The organism is Mycobacterium paraffinicum (assembly GCF_001907675.1).
Lineage (GTDB): Bacteria > Actinomycetota > Actinomycetes > Mycobacteriales > Mycobacteriaceae > Mycobacterium > Mycobacterium paraffinicum_A.
In genome coordinates this window covers 151962-169977 of record NZ_MPNT01000003.1, presented here as the reverse complement: position 1 = coordinate 169977, position 18016 = coordinate 151962, and the positions used below count along the sequence as shown (strand labels likewise).

Below are 18016 nucleotides of genomic sequence, written 5' to 3'. Positions count from 1 at the left end.
TCAGAACTGCTCGGCGATCCGTTGTCCGAGAAATGCGGCCGCTTCACCGAGTGCGACGCTGACGACGATGTTGGCGAACGCCACGCGCAACTGGCGCTCCTCGCCGAGCCGCTGAGTTTCCAGCATCCAGGTGGAAAACGTGGTGTAGGCGCCGACGAACGCGGTCCCGGCCAGCAGGCCCGCTTCCTTGCTCAGCGCCAGGCCCCCCAGAAAGCCCAACAGCGCCGCGCCGCTGACGTTCACGGCCAACGTGCCGAACGGAAACGACCGGGCCACCCGGCGCGCCACCGCGCGGTCGACCACGAAGCGCAGCACCGAACCGATGCCCCCGATCAGCGCGACACCGACCCATACCGCGACCGTCGTGACGGCGCCGGCCGTCATCCGCGCACCCGGACCCGGCGCACCAATTTGGTGGCCAGCTGCACGGCCAGCAGTCCCAACACGATGCTGGTGACCGTGTAGCTGAGGGCCAGCGCCCAATGGCCGTGCTCGACCATCCGCAGCGTGTCGACCTGCATCGTCGAGAAGGTCGTGAGTCCACCGCACAATCCGGTGCCCAGCAGGGGCCGCCGGTAACTCGACAACGGCAAGCGTTCGAGCAACCGCGTGGTGAAGTAGCCCACCAGGAAGGCGCCCACGATGTTCACCGTGAACGTCGGCCACGGCCACCTCGCCGGGTCGCCGGCGGCGAGCGTCCCCAGGCCGGCACGGGCCAGCGAGCCCAGCGCCCCGCCGGCGAAGACCGCGGCCAGCTCGCGATAGTCGTGCGCCACGCGTGATCCCTTTCCCTGTGCAGGACTTACGGGTGGGTGAATCCGGGACGTCAGAAAAGTACCTGACAAGTCAGCGACGTGTGTCGCGGGCAGAATTGGTAACCATGGCCCATCCCCGCGCCGGTCAGCCGGCCCAGCCCGAAGACCTTGTCGATCTGCCTCACCTGGTGACGGCCTACTACTCGATTCGGCCCGATCCCGACGACGTCGCTCAGCAGGTGGTGTTCGGCACGTCGGGCCATCGCGGCTCCGCTCTGGACGGCGCATTCAACGAGGGCCACATCGTCGCGATCACGCAGGCCATCGTCGAGTACCGCGCGGCACACGGCACCACCGGGCCGCTGTTCATCGGCCGGGACACCCATGGCCTTTCCGAGCCGGCGTGGGTGTCGGCGCTGGAGGTGCTGGCCGCCAATGAGGTCGTCACCATGGTGGACTCCCGTGACCGCTACACGCCGACACCGGCCGTCAGCCACGCGATCCTCAACTACAACCGCGGCCGCACCGAAGCGCTGGCCGACGGCATCGTCGTGACGCCGTCGCACAACCCGCCTCCCGACGGCGGCTTCAAGTACAACCCGCCCAACGGCGGCCCGGCGGACACCGACGCGACGAATGCAATCGCCAAGCGCGCCAACGAGATTCTCCGGGACGGCTCCGGGGTGAAACGGGTGCCGTTCGCGCGAGCACTGCAGAGCGTCCAGCGGCACGACTATCTCGGCAACTATGTCGACGACCTGCCCAATGTGGTGGACATCGACGCGATCCGGGCGGTCGGGGTGCGGATCGGCGCCGACCCGCTCGGCGGCGCCAGCGTGGACTACTGGGGCGAGATCGCACAGCGGCACGGTCTTGACCTGACCGTGGTGAATCCGTTGGTGGATGCCACGTGGCGGTTCATGACGCTCGATCACGACGGCAAGATCCGGATGGATTGCAGCTCGCCGGACGCGATGGCGGGGCTCATCGCCAACCGCGACCGCTACCAGATCGCCACCGGCAACGACGCGGACTCCGACCGGCACGGCATCGTCACGCCCGACGGCGGGTTGCTCAACCCCAACCACTATCTGGCGGTGGCCATCGATTACCTCTACACGCACCGGCCGTCGTGGCCGGACGGCATCGCGGTCGGCAAGACCGCGGTCAGTTCGTCGATCATCGATCGGGTGGTCGCCGGCATCGGCCGCAAGCTCGTCGAGGTGCCCGTCGGGTTCAAGTGGTTCGTCGACGGACTGATCGGCGGCACCATCGGGTTCGGGGGCGAGGAGTCCGCGGGCGCGTCGTTCCTGCGGCGCGACGGCTCGGTGTGGACCACCGACAAGGACGGCATCATCCTGGCGCTGCTGGCCTCCGAGATCCTGGCCGTCACCGGGTTGACCCCGTCGCAGCGCTACCAGGAGCTGACCGCCGAGTACGGCACGCCGTTCTACGCGCGGGTCGACGCGCCGGCCGACCGTGACCAGAAAGCCCGGCTGGCCAAGCTGTCGCCCGACGAGGTGACCGCGACCGCGGTGGCCGGCGAGCCGATCACCGCGAAACTCACCGCTGCCCCCGGCAACGGCGCCGCACTGGGCGGGTTGAAGGTGACGACGGCCAACGCATGGTTTGCCGCGCGGCCGTCGGGCACCGAGGACGTGTACAAGATCTACGCGGAATCCTTCAATGGTTCCGAGCATTTGGCGGAGGTGCAGGAAGCCGCGCGCGAGGTGGTTAATAAAGTCATTGGGTGACCATTTCCCTCCGCCTCGCCCGTTCGGGGGGACGCGGCACCCGGTCGAGCCGGCTGCCGCGCGAAGTTTGGATCCTAAGCTGGGCGAATGTGATGGTCGCACTGGGCTATGGGGTCGTTTCGCCGGCGATGCCCGCTTTCGCCCATACCTTCGGGGTGAGCATCAAGGCGGTGACTTTCTTGGTCACCGTCTTTTCGTTGAGTCGGCTGTGTTTCGCGCCGGTCAGCGGCGTGCTGGTGCAGCGGTTGGGTGAGCGGCGAATTTACCTCGGTGGTTTGCTGATCGTCGCCCTGTCCACGATCGCGTGCGCGTACTCGCAGGCCTATTGGCAGCTATTGCTCTTCCGTGCCGTCAGCGGCATCGGCTCGACGATGTTTTACGTCTCGGCACTGGGACTGATGATCCATATCAGCCCGCCGGACGCCCGCGGACGGATCGCGGGCATGTTCACGACGTCGTTCATGATCGGCGCCGTCGGCGGGCCGGCGATCGGCGGCCTGACGGCGGGGTGGGGGCTGACCGCTCCGTTCATCGTGTACGGCGTCGCCATGCTCGGGGTGGTGGTGGCGCTGTTCTACGGCCTGCGGAACTCGGAGCTGGCCGCGCCCCCGCCGCCGACACGGTCGACGGTGACGATGCGGCAGGCGCTGCGCTTCCGCGCGTACTGGTCGGTGCTGCTGTCCAATTTCGCGACCGGCTGGGCGGCGTTCGGTCTGCGGATCGCGCTGGTGCCGCTGTTCCTCGCCGACGTCATGGGCGAGAGTGTTGGCGTCATCGGAGCTTCGCTGGCGGCCTTCGCGGCCGGGAACGCCGTCGCCGTCATTCCCAGCGGCTATCTGTCCGACCGGATGGGGCGGCGCACGTTGTTGATCGTCGGACTGGCGACGTCCGGCGTGGCGACCGCCGCGCTGGGGGTCGCGTCGACGTTGCCGGCGTTCATGGTGGCCGCGGCCATATCCGGCGCGACGACGGGCATCTTCATGTCGCCGATGCAGGCCGCGGTGGCCGACATCCTCGGCAGCGAGGCGCGCGCGGGCATTCCGGTGGCGGCGGTCCAGATGCTGTCCGACCTGGGAGCCATCGTCGGATCCGTCACCGTCGGTTGGGCCGCCGAGAAGCTGAGCTTCGGCTGGGGTTTCGGGATCAGCGGGATCGTGCTGCTGATCGCCGGCTTCGGCTGGGTGCTGGCGCCGGAAACGCGGACGGTGATCCATCCGGAGCACGGCTTGGCGGAGCCCGAGTCCGACGGCGAGGCGGCCTGAACAGCAGCTTTGAACCAGGGTGGCGGTTGGTGTAGCTTCGACTGGCACGACTTGGGGCTATGGCGCAGCTGGTAGCGCACCACACTGGCAGTGTGGGGGTCAGGGGTTCGAGTCCCCTTAGCTCCACCACGCTTGGCTCGCGCGCGGATTACCGGTGGGTCCAGAAGCTACGTATGACGGCGACCCGGCGGATTGGGTGCGTCAGGGTTGGCGATCGATCAGGTCGATGATCGCCCGTTGGGCCTCGCCGACTTCGAGTGGCAGTGTGGCGAACATTTCGGCGATCATCATCGCGACAGGAGTCGTCCACAGCAGCATGCCGATGGCCACCGCGTTCTGGCCGCCATGACTGGTTTGCAAGCGCTGGGTCAGACGAGCGAGAGCTGCGCCGAGTCGCTCCATGTGCCGGCTGTCGAGTCCGGAACGCAGCTCTTTGGTCGATATGAGGATCTCTAGACCGGCCATCGCTTTGGGGTTGGCGAACGCTTCCCATGCGCCCCGCACCAAGTCGGTGGTGTCGATCGGTTGAGTTGGGTCGGACAAGGCTTCGAGCGAGGCGACCAGGCGATCGACCGCGTCGTCGATGACTGCGATCAGCAGGCCGTCACGGTCGCCGAAGTGGTGTTGGATGACACCCCACGTCACCCCGGCGCGGTCGATGATATGTCGTGCGCTCGCGGCCGAGAATCCTTCTTCGCGGATGCAACGGACCGTCTCGTCGATGAGGCGTTCACGAGTGCGATCACCACGTTCACGGCGACCCGTGGGGGGACGGTCGGGACTCCTGCGCCCACTCATTGCCGCGCGCCCCGCCTAGCGTGTCGCCTCATCCGTAGCACCTTATGACACCGGTGTGCGCCGACTGGTCGCGCACGCGTGCTGCCGATGCGGATCTTTATCCTTGCCATTCAAACATGGCATATGCCATGCTAGCAAAGGCGCGGCTAGTGCTTGACCCAAACGTCAGTCTTCAGCTGAAGCGATGGGTCCGTCGGCACGTGTTACCGAATGTGACTGCTGTCAGTGGAGCCTCGCGGAGTTCGCCTCCGGCAGGCCACTCCGCCACGTACATGGAGGTATGACGATGACGGAGACGATCCCTCAGGATGGCAAACGCGATTCGTCGACGACGCGCGGGCTTTCCTCACTGCAAAAATCCCTCTTCGGCATCCTGGCGTTCTTCTTCGTCATCCATGTTGTCTTCTGGTACCTCGAATTCCATGCCGGGGTGTCGCATGTCGTCGCATCCACGACGCTGGTGATCTTTGTCGTCGGCTGCTTCGTGACCGCGCTTGCGCTTCCGTGGTTGCCCCTTCCGGGACAACGCGATTGGACGAGATCGCAACGGCTCGGTGCGATGGTGATTGTGTGGGTATTCATCGCCCTGACGCCACGATTCATCTGGGAGCTCCCGTGGCTTCTGTTCTTCGATCAGATCCGAGCAGGCGTTGAAAGCGGCGCGCTCTGGAGCTACATGTGGTCGCCCATCCTGCTAGGCGGGGACGCACGCTATTTGAACGGTGACCCGCTCATCGTGGTCCTTGAGTGGATCGCGTTCTTCATCGGTCTGTTCGAAGCGTATGCGATGGTGCAGTTCTTCCGAAATGGTAAGCGCTTCACCAGCACTCAACTTTCCTTCATCATGGGCGGAATGATCGTGGAGGTCACGTTGCCGGCGGTCTATTTCGGCGTGGAGATCGCGAACAATATGCAAAGCATGACAAGCCCGCTCGAGATGTGGATCAAGTTCGTGGTCCTGAACCTGTTGTGGTGCACCATGCCCCTCGTCACCTACTTCTGGGGTGTGCGCAGATTGACTCGCCAAGAGCTCGCTGTGGCTTTCTAGCTAGGGGGAGTCATCCTCTTTGGCCAGGTGGTGCAGGACTCGTTCGTTGAGGGCGGCGAGCATGTCGAGCTCGGCCGGGGAAAGCAGATCGATGAATTTCCGGCGGACGTCTTCCACGTGCCGGGGCGCCGCCTTCTCGATGGCGGCGCGGCCGGCCGGCAGCAGGCAGACCATGGTGCTGCGGGCGTCGTCGGGGTTGGGCTCGCGGCAGATCAGCCCGTCCTTCTGCATGCGCCGCACCTGGTGGGAGACCCGGCTCTTCTCCCAGCCCAGCGTGTTGCACAGGTCGTGCGCGGGCATGCGGTCCCCCTCGTGCTCCGAGAGCACCGCCAGGATCTCGTAGTCGGCCGCGGAAAGGCCCGATTTCTGCAGGCCCCGGCTCAGGTGCACGCCGAGCTGGTGATGCGCGTGCTTGAACGCCCGCCAGGCGCGGTCTTCACGCGGGGTCAGCCAGTTCGGTTCCATCGGCGTCCATCTTAGCGATTGGTTGACGCATCAACAAACACTCCTTAAGGTTGAGGAGTCAACCTTTTCGATCGTCAGTAAGGACACCTCATGAGCAGCATCAGCATCATCGGCACCGGCAACATGGCCCGCGCCATCGGCGCGCTGGCGGTAGCGGGCGGCAACGCCGTCGAGGTCATCGGCCGTGACCCGGCCAAGGCCGCCGACCTGGCCAAGGCGCTCGGCGGTAGTACCACGACGGGAGAGTTCGGCGCCGTGCCGGCCGGGGACATCGTCGTCGTGGCCCTGTTGTACGCCAACGTCGTTCCGGTCGTCGCCCAATACGGAGACGCCCTCGCGGGCAAGGTCATCGTCGACATCAGCAACCCCTTCAATGCCGCGGCCGACGGGCTGGCCATACCCGAGGACACGTCGATCGCGCAGGAAGTCGCCAAGGCGGCCCCGGCCAGCGCCCACGTGGTGAAGGCGTTCAACACCGTCTTCGGCGTCGTCCTGGCAAAGGGCCGGCCGCTCGACGTCTTCATCGCCGGTGACGCCCCGCGGGCCAAGGCGGCCGTCACGGAGTTCATCGAGAGCCTCGGGCTGCGCCCGCTCGACGTCGGTGACTTGCACATGGCGCACTGGCTGGAAGGAACGGGCCTGGTCGTGATGGGTCTCGCCCGCCATGGGGTTGGGAACTTCGACTTCGCCCTCGGCGCGGCCGTTCCCGGCTGAGCCGCCTGGGTCCGAGAAGTGAACGAAGAGGGGCGCCGCGGCCCCAAATAATGGTTGATAGATCATCGAAAGGAATCCGCGATGAAGCTTGGTTTCGCACTTCCCATCGTCGGGCCCGCTATCGGCAGCGCCGCAGGCCTGAGCACGTTCTGCCGCGGGCTCGAGGACCTTGGCTACGACACGCTATGGGTGGGCGATCGCCTGGTCACGCCGGTCGACATGCACAGCACCTACCCGGGCAAAGAACAGCCGTACCCGCCGCAGATGACCCGCTACCTCGACCCGGTGCTGCTCTGGACCGTCGCCGCGGCCGCGACCAGCCGGGTACGGCTCAACGCCAGCACGCTCAGCACGTTCTACTACGAGCCGGTCCACCTGGCCCGGCTGCTGACCACGCTCGACGTGCTCAGCGAAGGCCGCCTCGACGTTGGCGTGGGAATCGGTTGGATGAAGGACGAGCACGACATCGCCCGCAGCGCGGACTGGAGCCGGCGCGGGCGGATGCTCGATGACCTGCTGGCGTTCCTGCACGAGTGGTGGACGACGACCCCGGTGTCCTGGAACAGCGAGTTCTTCTCGCTGCCCCCGGTCCATGCCGACTTGCGCCCGGTCCAGGCCGGTGGTCCGCCTATCTGGATCGGTGGTGTTAGCGAGGCCGCGATGCGGCGGGTCGGCCGCAGTGGCACCGGCTGGCTCGGGGTCGAGGGGCTGCAGGACGAGGTCACCGACCACTTGTGGTCGATTGCGCGCCGGTCGGCGAAGGACGCGGGCCGCGATCCGGACGCGCTGAAGAAGGCCATGCGGATCAACCTCGAACCGGGCACGTCCGTTGACTCGGTAGCCGACAAGCTCGAGCGCCTCACCGAGTCCGGTGCTGATGAGGCGATCGTGGATGCCTTCGCACTGTTTCCCACCCTCGACCAGATGTTTGACTTCGCCGGCCAGGTAATCGCCCGATGGAGTGAGCATGGGAAAGGTTGACGTTAGGCCGTGCCAAGTTGTTCGTCGTGACGAGCTCGCTCACCGATGTAGGTTCCACTGGCCGCAATCCGCGGCAAGGACGTCGTTGACGTCGACCTGGAGCCCGCCGACCACCGGGCCAGGGTTCGACGGCGTGCTCACTACCCGTTGGTAGAGAACGGCGGTGCGGTCGACCTGGCCGCGAGACCAGGCCTTGGTCTGCCAGGCCCACCGGTGGCCGGGAGTGCCCGAATTTCCGATGACGCCGTCGGCGGCGGCCCACTGGCACACATCGATACCGCCGTAGACGCCGGTGCGCTGCACTCCCAGCACCGAATTGATTCCGCGAAACCACTTGAGCGCCAAGTTGTTCCAGGTGTCGTGATTGATGTCCTCGTCGACGCTGAAGAAGATCGGGGCGCTCTGGCCACCACCCGCCGCGGTATGCAGCTCCCAGGCGGTGCGCGCATCGGCAACGCCGCCCTCGAACCCGCGTCTGAAGTCCGACGGCGCCGACCCGCCGGGCTTGCCGTATTGGTAATTGCTGACGATCATCAGCCCAGCAGCGGTCAGCTGCTCGGCGTAAGGCCGCGTGATCGGCTTGGCTCCCATGGACGAGCCGGGACGCGATAGCGAAACGTAGTTGATGACCCCGGAGTAACCGGCGGCTCGAATCTGGTCCGCAGGAATTTGGCGCATGGCGAAGTCGATCAGTCGAGGAGTGGAAGGGGCGGGCGCGGGGACGGCGACGGCGACGCTTGTCGAGGCCGCATACAACCCCGTTAGTGCAGATAACGGAATGGCGTAGCGCAATAAATCGCGCCGGGGAATGGGGCGCGACCGCCGCACATTCACCGACGAATCCTGCATCGCGTGATGTTAAATTTGTGACTTTTGTCGACATAAGTGGCGCGCAGCAGTCGATATCAAATCGGTGTCTGCGGTTGACCGTGTCGAGTCCTGACTGGAAGTGCCAGCGGGCCTATCAGCGCTGACAGCGCGAGCCGGTCGGGGACGTCGACTCGGCCAGCCAACTCTCAGAGACCTCGTACCGCCGGTACGCATAACCGGCCGTCCGTGTGGGTACGCGGCCGAGTGAACGGTTGTTCGCAAAGAATCGACGCCCGCATAGCTCGTCGGGAGGGAGCTTCTGATGCCCGAGGTTCAACTTCACCACGAGGGACACCCGATGTATCGCCGGATGGTCCGGTTCGATTGGTCCGAGACGCCGCTGCACTGGGTGCCCGAGGATCCGTTCTCGACGCACATGATCAATGTCTTGCACCTCCTGCTCCCCGAGGGCGAGCGCCATTTCATCAAGGCCGTTCTCGAGGCGTCGTCGTTGGTCGATGATCCAGAGTTGGAGGCGGCGATCAAGCCGTTCATCCAGCAGGAGTCCTGGCATGCGTGGGCGCACCAAGTCGTGCTCGACCACCTCGCCCAGCAGGGCATCGAGACCAAGCCGTATACGGATCGGCTCGGCAGGCTGTTGTCGATGACGCTGGGTGACCCGCCCAAGTGGTTTCCGCCGGCCATGAAGCGGTGGTGGCTCTATCGGCGGCTGGCCGATGTGGCCGCGCTGGAGCATTACACCGCGATGTTGGGCCAGTGGGTGCTCACGAACCGGGGCCTGGACTACGCGAAGGCCGACCCCATGATGCTTGACCTGCTGCGTTGGCATGGCGCCGAGGAGGTCGAGCACCGTTCGCTGGTGTACGACGTGTACCAGCACGTCTCTGGGAACTACCTGATCAGGGCGTTCTCGATGTTGTTCGTCTCGCCGCTGTTCATCGGTTGGTGGGTCGCGGGGGCTCGTTACCTGATGGCCCAAGACCCAACCATCGATCGGAAGTGGCGCTGGCGGGACTGGCTCTGGGCTGCCCGCGAATACCGATTGCCGGGCCCATGGAAGCTGATGGTGACGACGCCCGTCCGGTACCTGCGGCCTAGCCATCATCCCAACGACGAGGCGTCCACGCAGATGGCGATCGATTATCTGGCGTATTCGCCGGTGGCTAAGGCCGCCCGGGAGCGGGCGCGGTCCCAAGGGAAGTCACCGGATCAAACGCAAGGGATCGAGATTTCCGGCAACGGAGCACGAAAGGTGAAGGCGCGATGAAGGTTTCGGTAGATCTTGACACCTGCGATGGCAACGGCGTGTGCATGAGCATCTGCCACGACGTGTTCGACGTGCGTGAGGACGGTCTGCACGTGTTGCAGGAAGAGGCACCGGAGGAGTTGCGCCAGCAGCTGATTGGCGCCCAGGTGTCGTGTCCCACGCAAGCAATCACGGTGAAGGACTGACCAATGCCGGGCGGCCAGCACAGAGACCTGAAAGAGATCGTCGTCGTCGGTGCCGGCGTGGCGGGCACGCGCGCGGCGGAGACGCTGCGGCAGGAGGGCTATGACGGCGCGCTGACCGTCGTCGGCGCCGAGCGGCACGCCCCGTACCATCGCCCGCCGCTGTCGAAGAAGTTCCTCACCGGCAAGGTGCACCGGGCCGGCGTCGACCTGGCGCCCCAATTCGACATGGAAGCGCGCGTCTTGCGCGGCGCATCGGCTCTCAGCCTGGATATGTCCTCGCGCACCATCCACGTGCGCGACGACGACGAGGAACTCGCCGTGCCTTTCGACGGGCTGGTGATCGCCAGCGGCGCGGTGCCACGCGAGTGGCCGGGCGGCCCGGTCCCCGACGGGGTACTGATGCTGCGCACGGTCGAGGACTGCCTGGCCATCCGGGACCGGCTGAGTTCGCGGCCGCGGGTGGTGGTGGTCGGCGGCGGGTTCATCGGCGCCGAGGTCGCCGCGAGTTGCCGGTCAACGGGCTTGGACGTGGTGCTGGTCGAAAAAGCCGGTAGCCCCTTGCTTTCCGCGTTGGGTGAGGAGCTGGCGTCGCGCTGGGCCGAGCTCCATCGTGAACATGGTGTGGACCTGCGGGTGGGCGTGGGCGTCGACGGATTCTTGGGCAACGGCCGGGTGGAAGGTGTCCGGCTCACCGACGGCTCACGGGTTCCGGCGGACCTCGTCATCGTCGGACTCGGCGTCACCCCGGCCACCGCCTGGCTGGACGGCTCCGGATTGCGTGTCGACGACGGCGTGATGTGCAACGCCTGCGGTGTCGCGGAGGGCAGCACCGCGGACGTCCCGGTTGTTGCGGCCGGTGACGTCGCGCGCTGGTGGCACCCGCTGTACGAGCGGCACCTGCGTACCGAGCACTGGGACGACGCGGGCCGTCAGGGTGCGGCCGCCGCACGGACCCTGCTGGCGGGGCCGCGGGGCGCGGAGGCATACGACGACGTGCCGTACTTCTGGTCCGATCAATACGACGTCAAGCTCCAGATGCTAGGGGTGCCAACCGATTACGACTCCGTCGAGATCGTCGAGGGCGGCCCGGACTCGTGGGAGTTCGTTGCCGCGTACGGGCGCGGCGGCCGCACCATCGCGGTCCTCGGGACGATCCCGGGCCGGGTATATGCCTACCGCGAGGCAATCGAGAAGCGAGCCGAGTTCCCGCCGAGCCGACCGGATTAGCGAATCCCCGCGGACAGCGGGAGGCCGCCGAAGGCTCAGCGCCCGAGAACCAGGATGGTCTTCCCCGGAAGGCGATTGGCGTCGGAGGCATCGTGCACGGCGCGTCGGTCAGCGGGCGGCGCTCGGCGACCTCGATCACCAGCTTTCCGGCGTCGACTTGGTCGACCCATGCGGCCAGCTGCGCAGCGTCGCTGCGGACGAACACCCACTGCGCGCACCCGCCTTGGCGTCCCGGTGCGGTGCTGATCAGGTTGAGCACCGCGTCGGGTGACGATCGCCACAATGCTTCGAGTTCGAAGCACTGCGATGAGGGCCATGGCCCCGGCCCTCGACCCCCAGCAGATGCGCGCGTACTTCACCCTGATGGAGAGGGTCAGTCTGCTGCAGTACGCCGTGCAGCGACAGCTACGGGCCGAGGGCGACCTCGGCTACGTGCAGTTCGAGATCCTGGCCAAACTCGCCGATGCCGACCGCCCGTTCGCCATGACGGAGCTCGCTGACGGCGTCGTTTACAGCCGTAGCGGTCTGACCCACCAGGCTGGCCTACTGGAACAGGAGGGTCTCATCCGCCGCGACGCCAGCGCCGACGACCAGCGCGCCACGGTCGTTCGCATCACGGCAGCGGGTCGCGCGCGGCTCGCGAAAGTGCTGCCGGGCCACATCGACGTATTCCGCGACCTGCTGTTTGATGCGCTTTCCGGCGAGGACGTGCGCACGCTCGCCGACATCATGAGCCGCGCCCGCGATCACATGCGGGCCAGGCCGGCACGCTCGGCCGCGTCACGTAAACGCCGCACCGCGTCACCGCGCTGAAGTGTCAACCCACCTTCGTCCACGGTGTGCAGCCGTGCGTGATGAACTTCGCCACCGCGGGCGCAGAGAGATTCGCCGTGACCGGGGTCGTCTGAATCCCGCTGTCGGAGTTGATCAGCCGTCCAGCACTGGTCCACGTGGTGAAGACACAGGCCGCTCGGTAGTCACCCGGTTCGGCGTGGGCGACGTAGATGCCGTAGGGAAGCTGCGCGGGCACCGAGTAGGAGCCGGGCCCGTAGCCGCCGTCCGCACGCGCCGGCGCGCCGGCAAGGCAGCCGACGATCAACACGGGCGCGAGACTGGCCGCCAAGGCAGGCGCCTGGACCGGTCGCATGAACATCAACATTAAGTTCCGGCGACGACTCGGTGGAGAGTACGCATCAGGTGTGTGCCGGCTGACTGGCCGATTAGGTTTTCTTCTGAATGCGCATTACTCTTTCCCGCGGTTCTGATTGCGACTCTCCGAAAGCAGCCATGCCCATTCAGCCCACCCTGCTGCGCCGACAATCGCTGCGCAGCACCCGCTCGTCGCGGGTCGTGCCTAGCGTGAAATGCCCCATGGTCGGCCAGTGCTTCGACATCGAGGTCACTCGCGACGCCGACGGATGGACGATCCGTATTCCCGAGATCGGCAGGGTCACCCGCACCGTCCGCCGGGGCGCGGTGGAGCTGGCCGCGCGCGAATGCATCGCCACCTGGACCGGCATCCCGATCGGTTACGTCGCCGTATACGTCGCAAGCGAGACCGGCTAGCGCCTCACCGCCGGCCGCGCGTAGTGGCCAAGGTGTGTCCCGCGCGTGACCACGGCGCGACGATGACGCGAAACGCTCATCATCATGACGATGCTGGCGGCCATCGCGGCCCTCGCGATGGCAATGGGTGTCGGCTACTACTTCGGCCGGCGCGCGAAATCGACGCCGCCGAGCTGGAAGAGGCGCACGAGCCGGGTCGCGCTCGGGCGCCTCGCGATAAGCCTGCTCGTCTTGTTGACCGCGCGCCGTGCGATGACCCTGTGGGGGCCAAGATTCGTTGTTCCGCTGGGGTTGCTGCGCGGTAGCGTTGCGCGGATCCGTTCCTACTGACCGCGAGGACAGCCATGTCAGCATTGCAGGGCAAGGTCGCCCTGGTGACCGGAGCGTCGTCGGGACTCGGCGCTGAGACCGCCCGGTTGTTCTCACGCCAGGGCGCAACGGTTTTCGGTATCGGCCGGGATACGGCTCGGTTGGCCGAGGTATTCGCCGACGTCCAAGGTGGTTGCTACGCATCGGTGGACGTCGCTTCCGCGCAGGCCTGCCGCGACGCTGTCGAGCAGTGCGTGCGCGAGCTGGGTGCACTGGACGTCCTGGTCAACGTCGCCGGCCGACACCAGATGCGGCGCACGGAGTCGATGACCGACGACGACTGGGCGGAGGACCTCGCGGTCAACCTGAACGCTCCGTTCTACCTCTGCCGGGCCGCGCTGCCGCACCTGCTGGAACGGGGCGGCAACATCGTCAACGTCGGCTCCATCGCCGGCGTCGAGGGCCAGGCGTACTCGGCCGGCTATTGCGCAGCCAAGCACGGGCTGGTCGGGCTGACCCGGGCCCTGGCGGTGGAGTACACCGCGGATCGCTTGCGCGTCAACGCGATATGCCCGGGCGGCATGCTCACCCCGCAGCTCGAACACTTCACGGCGCCGGAGAACCCGAACTACGACCTGATCATGCGCACGGCCTCGCCGCGCGGCATGATGCAGCCCGGCGACGTGGCGAACGTCATCGCCTTCCTGGCCAGCGACGCCGCGGCCGCTATTCACGGTGCCGTCTATCGCGTCGACAACGGTAAGGGCGCCGGCTAGCGCGCTGCCGCTGGGCGAGTGCGCACCAAAGTCGGCCACCAGAACCATGGCCCGAGGATTCGCAGGATGCTCGGCACGACGAACGAACGCACGATCAGCGTGTCGAGCAGCAGGCCGATGCACACGGTCGTACCCACCTGACCGATGGTGCGCAGATCGCTGGTGAGCATCGCCAGCATGGTGAAGGCGAACACCAAACCGGCGGACGTCACGACCCCGCCCGTGCTGCCGAGGGCACGGATGAGGCCGGTGTGAATTCCGCCGTGCAGCTCCTCTTTCACCCTGTTGATCAGGAGCAGGTTGTAGTCCGACCCGACCGCCACCAGGATGATGAACGTCAGTGGCAGGACCAGCCAGTGCAGGTGCAGGCCGATCAGGTGTTGCCAAACCAGGATTGAGAGCCCGAACGCGCCGGCGTAGGAGAACGCCACGGTACCGGGAATCACCAAGGCCGCCACCAAACTTCGCGTGATGAACATCATGATCAAGAAGATCAGCACGAAGGCGGCGATGGCCGCGATCATGAGATCGGACATCGCGTATTCCTTGATGTCCTTGTCGTTGGATCCCGAACCGCCGATGTAGATCCGCGCGCCCGCGAGCGAGGTCTCCTTCAGGATCGTCTTGATCGCGTCGGGGAACTGCTCGACGTGCTCCACACCTTCGGGTCCCATCGCGTCGCCCTCGTGAGTGACGATGAAGCGGGCCGCCTTACCGTCCGGCGACATCATCAACTTCATGCCGGTCTTGACGTCCTCGTTGTCGAAACCCTCGTGCGGGATGTAGAAGAAGTCGTCGCTGCGGGACTTGTCGAAGTCGTTGCCGACGTTGATCAGATCATCGAAAGTCTGCTCCGTCTGCACGGTTTGCAGATCGGCAGATCCGTAACTGTTGACCAATTTCGACTGCAATGCCTCGGTGTCGTCGGCGGTGGCTTTCAGCTGCGCGATGATCTGCGGGAATGCCTTGTCCACCTCCTGCAGAGACAGCTTCGCGTCCGCGATGTCGTCGGCCAACTTGTCGACTTGATCGATGGCCTCGAACAGCGAACGGAACGTCCAGCAAATGGGAATGTCGAAACAGTGCCTCTCCCAATAGAAGTAGCTCTTGATCGGACGGAAGAAGTCTTCGACATTGGAGACCTCGTCCCTGATGTCATCGCTGACCCTTTGCAGGTCTTCGACGGTCAGGACGGTCTGGTGCAGTTCGTCGGACACCTTCTGAAAGAAGCCGATCTCCTTTCGCAACACTTCGACCGAGTGCGCCTGGATGTCGGCCTGCGCGTCGGTGTTGGAGTTCTGCTCCCTGTTGAACGGAAGTTGCTGTCCGTTGCCACTGCCCTGGGTGGTGAACAGGTAGGGAATGCTGGCGTGCTCGAGCGCCCGGCCCAAGGGCCGCGTCATGCCCTGCACCATCGCCACACCGTGCAGTCGGATCAAGGCCCTGGCGACCCGGTCCAGCGAGATGAAGTCGGCCGAGTTGCGCATGTCGTGGTCGGTTTCAACCATCAGCATCTCGGAAAACAGCTTGCTCTTCGGGAAGTGCCGGTCGGCCGCCTGGAATCCCAGATTTGCGGGCGCACTGGCCGGCTGGTACTGCCTGTCGTCGTAGTTCTGCCGATACGTGGGAACGAAGACGGCCCCGATCATGACGACGGCGGAACTGGCCGCCAGGATCGGCACCGGCCAGCGCACCACGCTCGCGCCGATGCGCCGATAGAGACGCCCGTGGGTGGTGGTTCTCGGGTCGAACATCCCGAAAAGGCTGCCGACGGTCAACGCCGCCGGGCCCAGCGTCATCGCCGCCGCGATGGTGAAGAGCATGGTGATGGCGACGGCCGGCCCCATGGTGTGGAAGTAGTTCAAGCGCGCGAACGTCAAGCAGTAACACGCGCCGGCGATCGTCAGGCCGGAGCCGATGATGATGGGCGCGACACCCTTGTACGCGATGTAGAAACTGTCCTCCCGGCTTTCGCCCGCCTGCCGCGCCTCGTGATATCGGCCCATCAGGAAGATGCCGTAATCCGTTCCGGCGCCGAGGGTCAGCGCGATGACGATGTTCACGGCGAACGACGAGAGTTCGATGTATCCGTAATGCCCGAGCGTCGAGACGACGCCCTTGGCAACGAGCATCTCGATGAGCACTCCGAGCAGCGGCACCAGCAGGGTGGACGGGGTGCGGTACACCAGCAGCAGCATCACGACGATGAGGATGATCGTCACGATCGTGACGTTGTTCAGGCTGGCATTGGCGATGGTGAGCGTGTCGGAGGCCAGCGGAGCGGCGCCGCTGACGTAGACCTTGAGGCCGGGCGGTGGCGTGTCTTTCTTGATGATGTCGCGAACGGCGTCCACGGATTGGTTGGCCTGGATCTGCCCGATGTCACCGGCGAGACGAAGGAGCACATAGGTGCATTTGCCATCCACGCTTTGCGCCCCCGCCGCGGTGAATGGCTTGCCCCACAGGTCCATCACGTATTGCACGTGCCGGGTGTCGTGCTGAAGGCGGCGCATCAGGTCGTCGTAGTACCGGTGGTCGGCGTCTCCCAGCGGTCGGTTCGCCTCGAACACCACCATGGTCAAGTTGGTCGAGTTCGATTCGTGGAACTTCTCGCCGATGTGCAGCAGCGCCCGCTGGGAGGGTGCGTAGTGCGGGACCATCGGGCCCGCGAGTTCTTCCGCGACCCGTTCCACTTGCGGCATAAAGGTATTGGTGGTGACCGCGAGAAGGGCCCAGAACAAGATGATCGGGATCGCGAAAGCCCGGACCATCCTGGGAATGAACGGGCGTTTGGGCCTGGGCTCGTCGAGGCGGTGCTCGGTCATGCGGATTTCACCCTGCACTCGACGTCGGCGTCCTGATGGTCGTCCATCTGTTCGTCGCGGACCACACCATCCACCAGCATCCGGCAACCCACCTGACCACCACGGACATGGACCGAGATGCTTCCGGACGCCACCGAGAGCGTGGTGGTCTCGGTGTGGGACCACGGCAGAGTCGTGATATCGACCTGATGCGGATGGCCGTCGATGTCGATGTAGACGAGCTTTCCGCCCTGCGCGGAGCCGAACACCTCGTAGGTGATCCGTTTGAGGTTGAACTGCTCAGGCGCCTGTGGGCCATTGACGGTGATGACCGGCTCGGGTTCCGAGAACTGATGCACCTTGTACATGCAGAGCAACCCGATACCGACCGCGACCACGGTGACCAACGGCATCCAGGCCCGCTGTAAGACAGTCCTGCCAATTGAACGAGGGCTCACTCGTTCATCTCCCCAAACCCCTCCTGACCTTGTGCTTTTGTTCCATCCCCAACCGCCGTGCGCGGGCGGCAAGACCAGTTCGACATATCAACCTGATTGATATGTCACGGTAAAGAGACTACTGCACCGGATCCGCTGGCGCGATCGCGGCGTGCCGGGCGTCGGTCATGGGGTCCTGTCACGCCGCGACGGGTGCGCTGCGCAGGCGCCGTTTCAGCCGTGCGCTGCTGAGCATCCGCAACGCCAGGTTCGTCGAGGTCAACATGGGGATCACTCCGAGGAAGGTTCGCTCCGAGGGCGTCGCTCCGTGCAAGTGGTAGAGGCTGCCGAACACATAGAAGCAGCCCAGCATGAACAACGCGGCGGGGATGCAGAGCGCCATGACGGAAGCGCGATCGGCGACGAGTTGCTTGGCGTAATCCAGCTGTTCCTGCGTCATCGGTTCACGCTTGCGCAATTTGCGCACGACCTCCTTGGCGCTCCCGATTTTTTCGCTGATCGGGGTGGTTGGTCGCCTTTCCAGCCGTCGTACGTACACGGTGGCGATGGCGGCCAGCGTCAATGCCAGCGCCAGCGCGACCGCGGCCAGCAAACCGAATAGTCCCTCAGTCACGATCCCACTCCTTGGAGTCAGCGTTTCCGGGCGGTGACAACATCGCGGATGATCAAACCCACCACGACGACCAGGCCGACGGGCACCAAAACCCGAAAGACGGAAGAGGCGTGCGAGTAGAGCAACGCGTACGCAATCGCCCCGATCACCACCATCGCGATCAGGATGCCGCGGTTGATTCCGTCGGTGCTCATCCGCAAGAC

The 18016-nt window shown here is 65.5% G+C and carries 22 protein-coding genes, 1 tRNA gene and 1 pseudogene; 13 read left to right on the top strand and 11 right to left on the bottom strand.

The features are described 5' to 3' along the window. Both crcB (BRW65_RS05385) and crcB (BRW65_RS05380) read right to left on the bottom strand, forming a co-directional pair. The gene (crcB, locus tag BRW65_RS05385; protein ID WP_073872078.1) at window positions 1-384 is read right to left on the bottom strand and encodes a fluoride efflux transporter CrcB; all 384 of its coding nucleotides are present in this window, start codon (window positions 382-384) and stop codon (window positions 1-3) included. Beyond that, on the bottom strand, window positions 381-776 hold the full coding sequence (gene crcB, locus BRW65_RS05380; RefSeq protein WP_073872076.1) for a fluoride efflux transporter CrcB: 396 nt from the start codon (window positions 774-776) through the stop codon (window positions 381-383). Before crcB (BRW65_RS05380) ends, crcB (BRW65_RS05385) begins: the two co-directional genes overlap by 4 nt. 104 nt (window positions 777-880) lie before the next feature. Between crcB (BRW65_RS05380) and pgm the strand changes: the two genes are divergently transcribed. From pgm to BRW65_RS05365, 3 genes are all read left to right on the top strand, one after another. After that, complete coding sequence (gene pgm / locus BRW65_RS05375) at window positions 881-2509, top strand: phosphoglucomutase (alpha-D-glucose-1,6-bisphosphate-dependent) (protein WP_073872075.1); 1629 nt, start codon at window positions 881-883, stop codon at window positions 2507-2509. 92 nt (window positions 2510-2601) lie between these two features. After that, the gene (locus BRW65_RS05370) at window positions 2602-3771 is read left to right on the top strand and encodes an MFS transporter (RefSeq protein ID WP_073872073.1); all 1170 of its coding nucleotides are present in this window, start codon (window positions 2602-2604) and stop codon (window positions 3769-3771) included. Between the two features lie 53 nt (window positions 3772-3824). Continuing rightward, window positions 3825-3900 (top strand) — tRNA-Ala (locus tag BRW65_RS05365). 72 nt (window positions 3901-3972) lie between these two features. Here the strand turns inward: BRW65_RS05365 and BRW65_RS05360 are convergent. Continuing rightward, window positions 3973-4416: a hypothetical protein gene (locus BRW65_RS05360; protein ID WP_244167992.1), complete on the bottom strand. Its 444-nt coding sequence runs from the start codon at window positions 4414-4416 to the stop codon at window positions 3973-3975. Next, window positions 4417-4569 (bottom strand): annotated as a pseudogene (locus BRW65_RS32865) (TetR/AcrR family transcriptional regulator); the annotation flags it as partial. A gap of 286 nt (window positions 4570-4855) precedes the next feature. On the opposite strand from BRW65_RS32865, the gene BRW65_RS05355 reads away from it, so the two are divergent. After that, window positions 4856-5617 (top strand): hypothetical protein, encoded by a 762-nt coding sequence (locus BRW65_RS05355; RefSeq protein WP_073872343.1) that lies wholly within the window; start codon window positions 4856-4858, stop codon window positions 5615-5617. Here BRW65_RS05355 and BRW65_RS05350 read toward each other — a convergent pair whose 3' ends face one another. Next, window positions 5618-6082, bottom strand: coding sequence for a MarR family winged helix-turn-helix transcriptional regulator (locus tag BRW65_RS05350; RefSeq protein ID WP_073872069.1), 465 nt, complete (start codon window positions 6080-6082; stop codon window positions 5618-5620). 90 nt (window positions 6083-6172) lie between these two features. Between BRW65_RS05350 and BRW65_RS05345 the strand changes: the two genes are divergently transcribed. Together BRW65_RS05345 and BRW65_RS05340 are read left to right on the top strand one after the other, a co-directional pair. Next, window positions 6173-6796: an NADPH-dependent F420 reductase gene (locus BRW65_RS05345; protein ID WP_073872067.1), complete on the top strand. Its 624-nt coding sequence runs from the start codon at window positions 6173-6175 to the stop codon at window positions 6794-6796. A gap of 81 nt (window positions 6797-6877) precedes the next feature. Then, window positions 6878-7777, top strand: coding sequence for a TIGR03619 family F420-dependent LLM class oxidoreductase (locus tag BRW65_RS05340; RefSeq protein WP_073872065.1), 900 nt, complete (start codon window positions 6878-6880; stop codon window positions 7775-7777). Between the two features lie 39 nt (window positions 7778-7816). On the opposite strand, the gene BRW65_RS05335 is transcribed toward BRW65_RS05340, so the two are convergent. Further along, entirely contained in the window at window positions 7817-8626 is an 810-nt protein-coding gene (locus tag BRW65_RS05335) for a DUF1906 domain-containing protein (protein ID WP_073872063.1), read from the bottom strand. A 283-nt stretch (window positions 8627-8909) separates the two neighbouring features. Here BRW65_RS05335 and BRW65_RS05330 point away from each other — a divergent pair, with 283 nt between their 5' ends. From BRW65_RS05330 to BRW65_RS05315, 4 genes are all read left to right on the top strand, one after another. Next, window positions 8910-9875: a metal-dependent hydrolase gene (locus BRW65_RS05330; protein WP_073872061.1), complete on the top strand. Its 966-nt coding sequence runs from the start codon at window positions 8910-8912 to the stop codon at window positions 9873-9875. Next, entirely contained in the window at window positions 9872-10060 is a 189-nt protein-coding gene (locus BRW65_RS05325) for a ferredoxin (RefSeq protein ID WP_073872059.1), read from the top strand. The genes BRW65_RS05330 and BRW65_RS05325 overlap by 4 nt, the downstream gene beginning before the upstream one ends. A 3-nt stretch (window positions 10061-10063) precedes the next feature. After that, the gene (locus tag BRW65_RS05320; RefSeq protein WP_073872057.1) at window positions 10064-11287 is read left to right on the top strand and encodes an NAD(P)/FAD-dependent oxidoreductase; all 1224 of its coding nucleotides are present in this window, start codon (window positions 10064-10066) and stop codon (window positions 11285-11287) included. A 315-nt stretch (window positions 11288-11602) separates the two neighbouring features. Next, a complete protein-coding gene (locus BRW65_RS05315) occupies window positions 11603-12100 on the top strand; it encodes a MarR family winged helix-turn-helix transcriptional regulator (protein WP_073872341.1) in 498 nt (165 codons plus the stop codon). 4 nt (window positions 12101-12104) lie between these two features. On the opposite strand, the gene BRW65_RS05310 is transcribed toward BRW65_RS05315, so the two are convergent. Next, on the bottom strand, window positions 12105-12434 hold the full coding sequence (locus tag BRW65_RS05310) for a hypothetical protein (RefSeq protein WP_139272886.1): 330 nt from the start codon (window positions 12432-12434) through the stop codon (window positions 12105-12107). Between the two features lie 224 nt (window positions 12435-12658). Between BRW65_RS05310 and BRW65_RS05305 the strand changes: the two genes are divergently transcribed. The 3 genes from BRW65_RS05305 to BRW65_RS05295 all read left to right on the top strand — a co-directional run bounded on the left by BRW65_RS05305 (window position 12659) and on the right by BRW65_RS05295 (window position 13938). Further along, window positions 12659-12853 (top strand): long chain fatty acid-CoA synthetase Faa4p, encoded by a 195-nt coding sequence (locus BRW65_RS05305; protein ID WP_073872339.1) that lies wholly within the window; start codon window positions 12659-12661, stop codon window positions 12851-12853. A gap of 84 nt (window positions 12854-12937) precedes the next feature. Next, a complete protein-coding gene (locus BRW65_RS05300; protein ID WP_073872053.1) occupies window positions 12938-13183 on the top strand; it encodes a hypothetical protein in 246 nt (81 codons plus the stop codon). A gap of 14 nt (window positions 13184-13197) precedes the next feature. Continuing rightward, window positions 13198-13938, top strand: coding sequence for an SDR family NAD(P)-dependent oxidoreductase (locus tag BRW65_RS05295; protein WP_073872051.1), 741 nt, complete (start codon window positions 13198-13200; stop codon window positions 13936-13938). Here BRW65_RS05295 and BRW65_RS05290 read toward each other — a convergent pair. From BRW65_RS05290 to BRW65_RS31640, 4 genes are all read right to left on the bottom strand, one after another. Then, window positions 13935-16763 carry an RND family transporter gene (locus tag BRW65_RS05290; protein ID WP_073872049.1) on the bottom strand — a complete coding sequence of 943 codons (2829 nt, stop codon included), beginning with the start codon at window positions 16761-16763 and terminating at the stop codon, window positions 13935-13937. The two genes, BRW65_RS05295 and BRW65_RS05290, sit on opposite strands and share 4 nt — an antisense overlap. Further along, window positions 16760-17155 (bottom strand): MmpS family transport accessory protein, encoded by a 396-nt coding sequence (locus BRW65_RS05285; RefSeq protein WP_073872047.1) that lies wholly within the window; start codon window positions 17153-17155, stop codon window positions 16760-16762. The genes BRW65_RS05290 and BRW65_RS05285 overlap by 4 nt, the downstream gene beginning before the upstream one ends. Window positions 17156-17378: 223 nt before the next feature. After that, the gene (locus tag BRW65_RS05280) at window positions 17379-17813 is read right to left on the bottom strand and encodes a hypothetical protein (protein ID WP_073872045.1); all 435 of its coding nucleotides are present in this window, start codon (window positions 17811-17813) and stop codon (window positions 17379-17381) included. A gap of 17 nt (window positions 17814-17830) precedes the next feature. After that, complete coding sequence (locus BRW65_RS31640; protein ID WP_167373999.1) at window positions 17831-18007, bottom strand: hypothetical protein; 177 nt, start codon at window positions 18005-18007, stop codon at window positions 17831-17833. Window positions 18008-18016: the final 9 nt, after the last annotated feature.